We start from the raw sequence: 12,669 nt of genomic DNA, 5'->3' as shown, positions 1-12,669 counted from the left end.
TTTTGCAATCTACAATCTACAATCATTTTACTCTTCCCAAACTCCAATCTTAGAAAACTTTTCAAATCTTAAGTCCAATAATTTTTCAGGTTTAAGTCTAACAAGATTTTTTAATTCTTCTTTAAGAACAGCTTTCAAAGTTTCTGCGCTTTTCTGGTAATCAGTATGGGCACCACCAAGTGGTTCAGGAATTATTCTATCAATAATTTTTTGTTGAAGTAAATCAAATGCAGTTAATTTAAGTGCTTCTGCTGCCTGTTCTTTAAAGTCCCATGTTTTCCAAAGGATGCTTGAACAAGATTCAGGGCTAATTACAGAATACCAGCAGTTTTCCATCATCAACATTTTATCACCGACACCAATCCCCAAAGCGCCTCCACTTGCTCCTTCACCAATAATAACGACTAAAATTGGAACACGAATTCGGCTCATTTCAAAAAGATTTCTGGCAATCGCCTCTGCCTGCCCGCGTTGTTCGGCTTCCATTCCAGGAAATGCGCCGGGTGTATCAATTAAAGTAATGATTGGCTTCCCAAATTTTTCTGCAAGTTTCATCAACCGAAGAGCTTTACGGTAGCCTTCCGGATTTGGCATCCCGAAGTTTCTAAAAACATTGGATTTGGTATCTCTTCCCTTTTGATGACCAATTATCATCACTTTATATTCGTCGAGTTTTGCAAATCCTCCAACAATTGATTTATCATCTTTAAAATACCTGTCCCCGTGCAGTTCTATAAAATCTTTAGTCATTAAACCGATGTAATCAAGTGTGTAAGGTCTTTCCGGGTGTCGGGCAAGTTGTACTCTTTGCCAACGAGTTAAATTACTATAAATATTTTCTTTCAATTTGCGCACCTTTCTTTCTAATTTAATCATCTCATCTTTAATATCAACCTGATCAGCATATTGATTCATTTCAGCAATTTTTAATTCAAGTTCAAAAATGGGTTTTTCAAAATCTAAAACTGTTTTTGGCATTTATATCCTTTTACTTGATTTGTTCTGTATTGAAATTTACTGATGGAATTTAAAACAACCAATACATCAATTTAACATAGTTAATTTTAACTCTAAAAAATTATTGTTTAATTAAACAGGGTTTTCAATTATTTAACATTTTGCTAATTGTCTTGCCAAGGATTTCCAAATCAAGCCAGATGTTTTGATTTTTTGCATAAAAAATATCCAGCTTAACTGCTTCATCTTTATCTTTAGAATCAAATCCTTCTGTATACCAGAGCCCGGTAAGACCTTTTTTGCCAAGATATAGATTTATATCTCTATTGGTTTGTGGTCCTACTAAACTTGATTGCCGGGCAAAGATGGAAGGAATGCTTAGAACAAAATTAATTAAGTCGCTTTTTTTCTTTGTTACTTTGTGTAAGACAAGTACAAAAGGAAATATCAAAATTAAAATTGGAAAAGCAATAATGAAATCGAAGAAGAATTTTGACAGCTTACTAGTAACTGATGAAATATTATAATAAATGTTTAACAGAGGAATATCATCCAACATTGTTATGGATGATTTACCAACTAGAAAATCAAGTTCGTTTCCGGCAACTTTAAATTCAACATTTTCGCCCTGGCATTTGGATACAACAGCAAGCATTTCGCTGTAGGTAATATCGCTTGAAGAAAAAATAACCTCGTTAATTTGGTTTTCCCGGATTACCTTTCTAATATTTTCCAAGCTGCCCACTACCTCAAAATTTTCTATTTGTTTGCCAAGATATTTTCTGCTCTTACCAATCAATCCAATGATATTATGGATTGTGGTAAACCTTGCTTTTAATTTTAATGCAAGATTTATTGATTCCTGGTTTGTTCCAACAACCAGAGTTCTGGTTTTACTAAGTTCAGCTTTCAATCCAAATTTGAAAACACTTTTAACAACAATCCTCCAAATAGGAAAAATTAGAAAAAGAATTAAATAAGTTATTATTACAATCGCCCGGCTGTAAGCATATTGTTTAAAAAAGTATGTTGTTGATGAAACAATAAAAAATCCGATGAAAATAGAATAAAGAATTCTTAATACGGAAAAAGAGTCTTTTCTGTAAGAGCCAAGCAAGCTGGAAATTATTATTTGAATTAAAGCTGGAAGTGTATAAACTGTAAGCAATGTGTTATCTGGAAAACCATGCCAGTGTGGTGATGCATATAATTTATCAGCCAGAAAAAGAGCTACATCAAAAAAAATAAAATCGAAGATAATTGCTATCAAAACAAATTTATACACATTTATAAAAGCAACAACCTGCCGAAGAATTATTGCCAGATCCAAAATAAATTGAACAAGCAGAGAAGTTGAAAAATGTTTTTTTACAAATAAGTGCATAGCATCATAAAATACTTTTGTTTCATCAAGACTGCTACGCTTAGTGCTTTCTCCTTTGTAATGAATTATTTGTGTTGAGTGAACATAATAAACTTTGTAACCTGCTTTTTGCGTTCTGTAACACAAATCCAAATCTTCACCATACATAAAAAATTGCGGATCGAAGCCACCAACTTTTTCATAAACTTCCCGGCGAAACATCATGAATGCGCCGGATATTGCATCAACTTCGTATGTTTTGTTTTCATCCAGATATGTTAAATTGTACCGAGAAAATAATCTGCTCTTTGGAAATAATTTACTTAAGCCTGTAACCTTGCAAAAGGAAGTCCACGGACCGGGGAAGCTTCTTCTGCATGCAAGTTGAAGTGATCCATCCGAATTTATAATTTTACATCCAGCCAAACCGGCATCCGGTGTATTATTAAAAAATTCTATTAGTTTTTGGAATGTATCCTCTTGAACGATTGTATCAGGATTTAATAGAAGAATTAATCTTCCTTTGGCAATCTTTAATCCCTGGTTGTTTGCAACACCAAAGCCAACATTTTCTTTATTGGCAATTAATTTAACATCAGGAAATTTTTCTTTAATGGATTCTACACTTCCATCATCAGATGAATTATCGACAACAATAATTTCTGTTGCAATATTCTTTGCACTTTTATGTATTGAGCCAAGGAGGTTTTGAAGGAACTCCTTGACGTTGTAGTTTACTATTATAATTGAAAGGTCAATGTTGTTCATATTAATAATTATAAGCTACGGTGTAGATTTAGTAAAATAGAAAAAGTAGAAAATGAAATAATTTATTTTAATTACAGGAAAGTTAATTTTATAATTTTCCTAAAATACTTCTTAGTCTTAGCTTCCAAACCATAAGGACAGCCTCTCTTACAATCTTCTTGGACATTTTGGAGCTGCCCTTTGTACGATCAACAAAAATTATTGGTACTTCTTTAATTTTATATCCAGCTTTCCAGGATTTGAAATTCATTTCTATCTGGAACGAATAACCATTGGATTTTATTCTGTTCAAATCAATCGATTCAAGAACTTTTCTTCTGAAACATTTGAATCCACCCGTAGCGTCAGCAACCGGAATTCCTGTTACAAATTTTGTGTATTTATTGGCAAAATAACTTAATAATAATCTTCTCATTGGCCAGTTTACCACATTAACTCCGCTAATATACCGGCTACCAATTACTAAATCATTTTCTTCAATAGCTTTTAAAAGATGTTTTATTTCTTTTGGATGATGGGAATAATCAGCATCCATTTGGAAAGCTAAATCGTACCCATTTTGAAGCATATAGTTGAATCCAGCAACATAGGCTGTTCCCAAACCCATTTTACCAGGTCGTTCCAGTATTTTTATCCTTGGATCCGTGGTCATCAACTGCTTTACAAAATTTGCAGTTCCATCTGGCGAATTATCATCAACAATAAGAATATCTAAATCCGGATGGCGTTTTTGCAAATCAGGTAAAAGTTCCTGAAGGTTATCCAGTTCGTTAAAAGTCGGAATAATTACTAATGCTTTTTCTTTCATTATCACCAAATAAAAGTTTAATACAATAAAATTGTGAAATTATAATCCTGCTAAAAACAATTGAACATTTTATCTTTAATTAAACAAAACATTTTTAAAACAATAATTCCATTATGGTCCTTATTTCTTCCCAACAAATTCAATTATTGCTTCAGTAATATATACAATTTGTTCCTTTGTTAGTTCCGGAAACATTGGTAAAGAAACAACTTCTTTTGCCATTTTATCAGCTATTGGCAAATTATATTTTCTATTTACATCCTTAAAAGCCGGCTGCATATGTAAAGGAATTGGATAATGTACTGCCGAAGGAATTCCTTTTTCTGTAAGATGTTTTTGTAAGCCGTCTCTATCCTTTACTCTAATTGTAAACTGATGATAAATATGTGTAGAAAATTCTGCAACGTATGGAAGTATTAAATCAGCATTTTTTAATCCTTCCCGGTACAAATCAGCATTCTTTGCTCGGGCTTTGTTCCACTCATCGATATGTTTCAATTTAACATTCAGAACTGCGGCCTGCAATGTATCCATACGGGAATTTACACCAAGTATTTCATGTATGTAACGTTCTTTAGAACCGTGAAGTGCAATCATCTTTAACTTTTCCGCAATCTTTTCATCCTGCGTAAACATCATACCTGCATCACCATATGCGCCAAGATTTTTACTTGGGAAATAACTTGTTGCAGCAACATCACCAAATCCACAAACTTTTTTTCCTTTATACTCGGTTCCAAATGCCTGTGCTGCATCTTCAATAACATAAAGATTATGTTTTCTGGCAATAGCCAAAATCGGATCAAGATCAACAGATTGTCCGTAAATGTGAACAGGAATAATTGCTTTCGTTTTTGGAGTAATTGCAGCTTCAATTTTTTCCGGATCGATATTGTAAGTCTTTTCATCTATATCAACATAAACCGGCACTGCACCAAGGATGGCGATAGTTTCTGCAGTTGCAACAAAAGTAAATGGAGTAGTAATAACTTCATCACCAGTTTTTATATCAAGAGCCATCATTGCAACTTGCAATGCATCTGTTCCACTTGCACAAGCAATTGCAAATTTCACATCCAGGTAACCAGCACAGTTGCTTTCAAATTCGCCTACTTTTTTTCCAAGAATAAATTGTGTTGATTCAACCACTTCCATTATTGATGAATCAATTTCTTCTTTAATTGCTTCATATTGTTTTTTAAGGTCAACCATTGGGATTTTCATAAGTTCTCCTTTTATTAATCAAAATGTCCTTTGCCGAACAGAACGACAAAGACAGTACGGAAAATAATTTTTAGATCCATTCTAAGCGACATATTTTCTATATAAAAAAGATCGTACCGAAGTTTTGTTTTTACATCTTCAATACTCTCATCATATTTATGTTTTACCTGCGCCCAGCCAGTTACTCCGGGGCGAACTCGTAATCTCTTTTTGTACAATGGGATTTCTTCCGAAAGTTTTTCTACAAAGAAAGGTCTTTCCGGGCGTGGTCCAACAAGGCTCATTTCCCCTTTTAGAATATTAATCATTTGCGGGATTTCATCAATTCTTACAGTGCGTATAACTCTTCCAACTCTTGTAATCCGCGGATCATTTTTTTGCGACCATACAGGACCTGATAATTTTTCTGCATCTTGCTTCATGGAACGGAATTTAATAATGTTAAATTCCCTGCCATTCATACCCGCTCTATTTTGTTTATAAAAGATTGGACCTTTGGTATCTAATTTTATAGCGATAAAAGTTAAAATAGTTATTGGTGCAGTTAGTATTAAAATGATTAATGAAATTGTAATATCCATCAATCGCTTGATTTTTTTCTCCCATTCAGGCATCAGCTCTGGCATAATATCAATAAGCGGAAAACCATAAATGTGCGAAGTTCTTGCCTGCCCGCTTATTAATTCATAAAGATCGGCAAGAATTTTTATTCCGACTGCATTACTATCGCACTTAGAAATAACATTCATCACAACATCTTCCTGGTGTTTATCCAATGCAATAATAACTTCTTTTATCCCAAAAAGTTCGTTTACTGCACCAATATTTTCAACAGAATCCAACACCTTTACGCCCCGGTATTCTTTTTCAATATTTTCAGGAATAGTTGCAATGTAACCAACAATATCAAGTCCAAGCGCCCTATAACGAATAATCTGGTCGTGAAGATTATTTGCTCTTTGATTGAATCCGACTATCAACGTGTTTTTTCTGCCAAATCCTTTTATTAGAAGATTTCTTTGTAAGCTACGGATGAAAAGTCTACCGAATCCAACAAAGGAAAGGAAAAATCCCCAGTAAATAAAAATCAGGAATCTGCTTTTTGATGTGGCATCAGGTGATGAAGTATCATCAACAAAAATTAAAAAAAACAGTATAAAGATTCCGACAAATGATGCTTTGAATAATGTGGAAAGTTCATCAAACCGTGATGCTGCAAACCACGTCCGATACATTCCCACAAAAAGAAAAATAATGAACCAATAGAAATAAATTACCAAGCCCGGTAAGAATAAACCTGGTTTGATTGTGTAAATTACAAACCCTGCGTCTACCCTGATATAATAATATGCAAACCAGGTTAAGCCAATTGCAATAAAATCCGTAATAAGCAGAAGCAATATTTCAATTTTTTTGTTCACAATTCTTTTATTTGATTTTATTCTTTTCGATTTTATTATTATTGAACAAACAGCATATTTTGCTAAAAATTATTTTTCACTTATAAGTTCATTGTAAAATATTTCTATTACTCTTTTCCTGTCAAATTCTTCTTCAGCTCGCTTTCTTCCATTTTCACCAAGTAAATTTGTGGAAGGATTACTTTTAGAAAACTCAATAATTTTATCAGCAAGCATTTTTCCGTTTTCAGGTTCAACATAATAACCGCAATTGGTTTCTTCAACAATTTTTCTTGCTTCGCCATCTACACAAAGCAAAACCGGAATTTCCGCAGCCATACTTTCATATAATTTTGAAGGAATAGTAATTTTAAACAAATCATTTTTTACTAATGGCACTACCATCAAATCGAATACTGAAATATATTTTATTATTTCATCCCTTGAAACCGGTGGAAGCAGTAAAATATTTTTTAATTTATTTTTACTTATTTCCGATTCAAGCAATCCTTTTTCTACTCCATCACCAATTATTAAATAAAATATCCTTTCATTTTCTTTTGTAAGCAGGGCGGCATCAGTCATTATTTTTAATCCCTGTGCGCTGCCGATGTTACCAGCATAACCGATAATCAGTTTATTATTAAGATTATGTTTAACCAAAATTTCATCGTTTTTATTTTGCTTTTTGTATGATTCACTGTTTACAAAATTTGGAACGTATAGAAGTTTTTTTATGTAAGGATGCAAGTTTTGAAGTTTATTTAATGTGTACTTAGTAACAACATTAACTATATCGCTGTTTCTGTAAATGGCTCTTTCTAATTTTTCCGCAAGTTGAATTGCGGTTTTATTTTTAAGAAAACCAAGCTGAATTGCAGACTCGGGCCATAAGTCTCCTATATCAAAAATAAATTTTACCTTTTTAAATTTTTTTACGATGATGCCAGATATGCCGGTAAAAAGCGGAGGCGATACTGTTAAAATAAAATCCATTTCCTTAATCTGAAAAAGAGTAACGAGTGTAGAAGAAAAGGTAAAGCTAAGATAATAGAGCATTCGTTTTACAAAATTTCCCCTGTCGTTCGCATATACAAAAGTTCTATAGATTGTTATTCCATCTTCAATGGTTTTTTCAAAAAGCTTAAATTTAGTTTTTATTTCTTCTTTACTCATAAGGTAGCTTGGAAAAGGTGTAACTACTGTAACCTTTACTCCAAGTTTAGATAATTCTTCCACAAAGCCAACGCTGCGCTGCGAACCGCCGCCAATAACCGGTGGATAATATTGTGTAACTAAGATAAAATTCATCTCACCTCTTTTGCCAGAATCTTCTTTGCCTTTTCAATTTCCAAAATACTTTTAGAAATATTTTCTGTAATCGATTGCCAGGAATATTTTTCCGCTTCTATCATTCTTGCTTTATTTCTTATAGGCTGGTTATCTAAAACAGCAGTCTGGATCTGATTTATAAATTCCTTGTCATCTTTTGCAATAAAAATATAATCTTTAAACTTTGCTGCTTCCGGAAGGTCTGTAGATACAACTGGAATTCCCATTGATAAATACTCCAGTAGCTTAATTGGATTGGCAGCAATTGTAAGTTCGTTTACTTTAAAAGGAATTAATCCAACATCAAAAACTTTTGCATACGCTGGAAGTTCTTTATAAGGAATTTCTCCTACAAATTTTAGATTTTTTATTTCATCAAATTGAGAGATATCAGTTGCCGGCTTTCCAATTATTAAAAAAGTATACTCAGGATAATTACAGGCGGACTTGCAAATCAGATCGATATTAATCCATGGAGCAAGCAAACCAAAAAATCCTATAACCGGTTTCTTTAAATTTTTTATTTCATTTGGAATTTCAATACTTGCACTTGTAAAATGCCCGGACTCCACACCTTGTGGAAGGAAATAGCTTTTTCCAGATTTAGGTATTCTGCTTTTCATAAGAACGTCTGAGATTGAAAAACAGCTATCGACTTTTCCAAGCAATTGCTTTTCAAGAATTAAAAGAGACTTAAATGCTCCATCAAAAAGAGTATAATCATCAAGACAAAAGTAATGTGCGGATGATTCGTTAAATTCACCAATCAAATCGGCAATAATTGGAGAAGAAGTAATCAGAATTGGGTTTTGAAATTTCAACTCACTAATTTTTTTTCTAATCGAGCTGATAATAAATTTTTTATTCAGCTTTCTAACAAACTCAAAATCGTGAAAAGGAAGTACAAACGGATGAAGTTCTATGACTGGTAATTTTTCTGATTCAATATTTTTTCTTTCAAATAGATTTGAAACCTTTTCAAATACTCTTTTCAAATCTTTTAATTTGAGTTCTGGTTTTCTTAGTCCAAGCGAACCTATCCATAGAATTCTATTAGTTTTTGATAAGACCTTTCCAATATGTTGGATAGTTGATGGAAACCTGCCCCAGTCATCTCCAAAAATAATTATATCGCGATTTGAAATCATCAGGTAATTGTTGCTTCATTAAATTCGATAGCAAAATTAAGGAAATAATAGGTGTAACTCCACATAAATTACACTGTGAATGAGAAAAGAAAAGTTGAACAAAGAACAAGGAATTACTAATAGTAACTTCTGAAAAATTCAATATGTCATTCCTGCGAAAGCAGGAATCTACTGAATTTATTCTAGATTCCCACTTTCGTGGGAATGACACTCAACTAATTATTAATTTTTCAGATGTTTCTAATATCGATTTATTCTACAAAATCCTTCTTTATTATTTTCACAATCCTTTCAGATGCTTTTCCATCACCGAAGGGATTTTTAGTTCTGAAGTAGTTGAAACCATCGGAGAGTTTTTTATTTATCGATTCAAATTGTCTTTTAATTTTTGTTGGATTGCTGCCAACCAAAAAAGCATAACCCGCTTTAATTGCTTCATTCCTTTCAGTAACATCACGCATAACAATAATTGGTTTACGGAAAACGAAACATTCTTCCTGAACTCCTCCGGAATCACTCATTATGAAATAACATTTGCTCATTAAGTAGATGAAGTTCAGATAATCCTGCGGTGGAATAAGATAAATATTCGTGGATTTAGATAATATGAAATGAACCGGACCTTTTACATTCGGGTTTAAGTGAACAGGATAAACGAAATTCAATTCAGTATGTTTTTCTGAAAGTTCTTTAATTGCAACAAGAGAGTTATTAAATTCTTCTCCAAATTTTTCACGCCGGTGCATTGTAATTAAAACAAATTTTTTCTTAAAGAAATCTTCAGGAAGATTTTCCTGCAATGATTGTTCAATCTTTTTGGAATGAACCGGTTTACTTAGTAAATCTTTTACTTCATTCAAAGCATCAATAACAGTGTTTCCGGTAACATAAACATCCTTTGGTGGAATTCCTTCCGATAACAAACATTTCTTGGAATCAATTGTTGGCGTCCAGTGGTAATTTGTAATAACTGAAATGAATCTTCTGTTTGCTTCTTCCGGATAAGGACTGTAAATATTATAACTACGCAAACCTGCTTCAACATGTCCAATCTTTATTTTTTTATAGAAAGCTGAAAGAGCAGAAACAAATGCCGTGGAAGTATCTCCCTGCACGATTAAAAGATCAGGTTTATACTTTGCCAAAACTTCCTTCAGTCTTGCCACTGAGTAAACCGTAATATCAAATAGATCCTGATTAGGTTTCATTAAATCGAGGTCGGCATCAATCTTTATTTTAAAAATATCTAAAACCTGGCGGAGCATTTCGCGATGCTGTCCGGTTGAACAGACTAAAGTTTTAAATCCTTTTTCTTTTTTAAGCGCTTTAATTACCGGAGCCAGTTTAATTGCTTCCGGACGAGTACCAAAGAGAACCATTATTTTTTTCATTGAGTATTCCAGGAATTGAGTAATTATTAAAAAACATTCTTTGGATAAATAAACATTTGACGCAAGTAAAAATATGATTTTATGAGATGACTTTTTCGGAAAGTTATCAAGCCTGAAAAAAAAGATAGCAGGATTCTTAAGAGTAAACCAATAAAATGAGAAAGGATAGCGAAAAATAAACTCATTCCCTTATAATGCTTTTGAAAGAACTGAATATACACCTTTGCCTGATTTTTATATTTAAACCATTGCATTTTATCTACTGTTGCACCACCTATATGAATTAAGGAAGTCACAGGAAAATAATAAACCTTTCCAAAATCTTTTTTGAATCGATAACACAAATCGATCTCTTCTGAATAAAAGAAGAAACGTTCATCGAATCCTTTTAATTTTTTAATTGCGTCTGTTGGACAAAGCATAAATGCACCGGTAACAACATCTACTTCTGAAATCTCGGAGATACCGTTATTAAATTGGTTGTACTTGTTGAACTTTGTTTTAGGAAACAATTTATAAAGAAAAAAGTTTGAGGTAAAAGAATTAAAAGGTGAAGGGAAATCGAAGAATGAATTTTGCCAGCTTTTATCCTGATTTAAAAGTTTACAACCAACTATCATCTTTTCATTTTTTGAAGTGACAAAATCAAAAACTTTCTTGATAGTATTCTCAATAAAAATTGTATCATTATTCAAGATTAAAAGATACTTGCCTCTGGCAATTTCAATACCCTGATTGTTTGCTGCTGAAAAGCCTTTGTTTAGTTGATTCTTTATTAAAATAATATTCGGATATTTTGAAGTTACGTCTTCTACTTTCCCAACGATAGAATTATTATCAACAACTATAATTTCATATTCTATTTCTTTGGTAAATTTTATTAAAGAATTTAAGCAATCTTCCAGCAGTTCATTCGAAATGTAGTTAACTATAATAACTGATACATCCATACTTTTCTTTTCTTCCAGCTTTTTTACTTAATCAAAATAAATTTCTTTATTTCTCTAAAACTACCTGATTGTAAAGTGTAAAAATACACACCGCTTGATAAACCTGCTCCATTAAATTCAACTTCATAATTTCCTGCTGGTTTATCCTGGTTAACTAAAGTTGTTACAAGGTTACCAAGTAAATTATAAACTTTAATCGTAACTAAACCAATTTGAGGAATTGAAAATTTTATTCTGGTTGTTGGATTAAAAGGATTCGGATAATTCTGTGCAAGTATATATTCTTGCGGTTTAGCTTTGCCATTTTCATCTCCAATAAAAGTAACACCACCGTTTGTGGTTCTGAGAATTGTACCATTCATACCAACAGCGGTTCCCTTATTTGAATCGGTAAAGGAAACATCAAATAAGCCGGGATTTTTTGATTGTAAATTCCAGATTACTCCTCCATCTGTGGTTCTGAGGATTATGCCGCCCAAACCAACAACCGTCCCATTGTTGGCATCGGTAAAGGAGACACTAGTCAAATAGTCAGATGTTCCACTTGATTGTTCAGCCCAGGGTTGTTCCGCCGTCCGTAGTTCTAAGGATTTGTAGGCAACCAACTGCCGTCCCATTATTTGCATCGGTAAAGAAGACACCATTTAATAAATATATTTTATCACTTAATTGTGAAGTCCAGGTTATTCCACCATTTGTTGTTCTGAGTATTGTACCGCCATCACCGACAGCCGTCCCGTTATTTACATCAGTAAATGAGACACCATTCAAATCGTTTGCGGTTCCGCTTGGTTGCAAAAGCCAGGTTGTTCCACCGTTTGTTGTTCTTAGAATTATACCGTATTGACCAACTACCGTCCCGTTATTTGCGTCGGTAAAGGATACACCAGCTAATACATTGTATGTTCCGCTTAATTGTAAAACCCAGCCAACTGTTGATGTAATAAATTTTACACTGTTTAGTGAATTACCTTGTGGTAATGGATTTTGCCAAAACCATTGTGCGTTTGTAATACTATAACAGTTAAATAAAGTGATCAATAATAATATTCTTTTCATAAGTACACTCTGTAGTTGTGTTTTTCATTTTAATTTTCTTTATGATATTACCTTGGCAGCCGATAAATTTCTACCTCAACAATATCATCTTTTTAGTTTGGATAAAATTATCCGTCTTCAATTGATAAAAGTGAATTACTACCGCCTACGAAGGCGGTAGCTTCGTTTTCGTCTAAAGGACGACTAAAGGTTTATTCTGAAATCTTAAAATCTCCATCCTCTCGTTCCAATTCTTGATTTTCTATATACTGCATTATTATTTCATCTGT

11 protein-coding genes are annotated in these 12,669 nt (G+C 32.9%); all 11 read right to left on the bottom strand.

Features of this window, described 5'->3' with window-relative positions; translation table 11 throughout:
- Window positions 1–27 precede the first annotated feature (27 nt).
- The 11 genes from NTX22_02500 to NTX22_02450 all read right to left on the bottom strand — a co-directional run bounded on the left by NTX22_02500 (window position 28) and on the right by NTX22_02450 (window position 12,400).
- The gene (locus NTX22_02500) at window positions 28–978 is read right to left on the bottom strand and encodes an acetyl-CoA carboxylase carboxyltransferase subunit alpha (GenBank protein ID MCX6149377.1); all 951 of its coding nucleotides are present in this window, start codon (window positions 976–978) and stop codon (window positions 28–30) included.
- A gap of 124 nt (window positions 979–1,102) precedes the next feature.
- Window positions 1,103–3,088 carry a glycosyltransferase gene (locus tag NTX22_02495; protein ID MCX6149376.1) on the bottom strand — a complete coding sequence of 662 codons (1,986 nt, stop codon included), beginning with the start codon at window positions 3,086–3,088 and terminating at the stop codon, window positions 1,103–1,105.
- Window positions 3,089–3,176: 88 nt separating this feature from the next.
- A complete protein-coding gene (locus NTX22_02490) occupies window positions 3,177–3,896 on the bottom strand; it encodes a polyprenol monophosphomannose synthase (GenBank protein MCX6149375.1) in 720 nt (239 codons plus the stop codon).
- Window positions 3,897–4,016: 120 nt separating this feature from the next.
- Window positions 4,017–5,120: a DegT/DnrJ/EryC1/StrS family aminotransferase gene (locus NTX22_02485; protein MCX6149374.1), complete on the bottom strand. Its 1,104-nt coding sequence runs from the start codon at window positions 5,118–5,120 to the stop codon at window positions 4,017–4,019.
- 14 nt (window positions 5,121–5,134) lie between these two features.
- Window positions 5,135–6,541 carry a sugar transferase gene (locus tag NTX22_02480; GenBank protein ID MCX6149373.1) on the bottom strand — a complete coding sequence of 469 codons (1,407 nt, stop codon included), beginning with the start codon at window positions 6,539–6,541 and terminating at the stop codon, window positions 5,135–5,137.
- A gap of 69 nt (window positions 6,542–6,610) precedes the next feature.
- Window positions 6,611–7,831, bottom strand: coding sequence for a glycosyltransferase family 4 protein (locus NTX22_02475; protein MCX6149372.1), 1,221 nt, complete (start codon window positions 7,829–7,831; stop codon window positions 6,611–6,613).
- On the bottom strand, window positions 7,828–9,000 hold the full coding sequence (locus tag NTX22_02470) for a glycosyltransferase (GenBank protein MCX6149371.1): 1,173 nt from the start codon (window positions 8,998–9,000) through the stop codon (window positions 7,828–7,830). The genes NTX22_02475 and NTX22_02470 overlap by 4 nt, the downstream gene beginning before the upstream one ends.
- 251 nt (window positions 9,001–9,251) lie before the next feature.
- Window positions 9,252–10,391: a UDP-N-acetylglucosamine 2-epimerase (non-hydrolyzing) gene (gene wecB / locus NTX22_02465; protein ID MCX6149370.1), complete on the bottom strand. Its 1,140-nt coding sequence runs from the start codon at window positions 10,389–10,391 to the stop codon at window positions 9,252–9,254.
- Between the two features lie 26 nt (window positions 10,392–10,417).
- Complete coding sequence (locus NTX22_02460) at window positions 10,418–11,341, bottom strand: glycosyltransferase family 2 protein (protein ID MCX6149369.1); 924 nt, start codon at window positions 11,339–11,341, stop codon at window positions 10,418–10,420.
- Between the two features lie 23 nt (window positions 11,342–11,364).
- Window positions 11,365–11,967, bottom strand: coding sequence for a T9SS type A sorting domain-containing protein (locus tag NTX22_02455; GenBank protein MCX6149368.1), 603 nt, complete (start codon window positions 11,965–11,967; stop codon window positions 11,365–11,367).
- On the bottom strand, window positions 11,894–12,400 hold the full coding sequence (locus tag NTX22_02450; protein ID MCX6149367.1) for a YCF48-related protein: 507 nt from the start codon (window positions 12,398–12,400) through the stop codon (window positions 11,894–11,896). Before NTX22_02450 ends, NTX22_02455 begins: the two co-directional genes overlap by 74 nt.
- Between the last annotated feature and the right edge of the window lie 269 nt (window positions 12,401–12,669).

The organism is Ignavibacteriales bacterium (assembly GCA_026390815.1).
GTDB lineage: Bacteria > Bacteroidota > Ignavibacteria > Ignavibacteriales > SURF-24 > JAPLFH01.
This window is presented reverse-complemented; position numbering and strand designations above follow the sequence as displayed.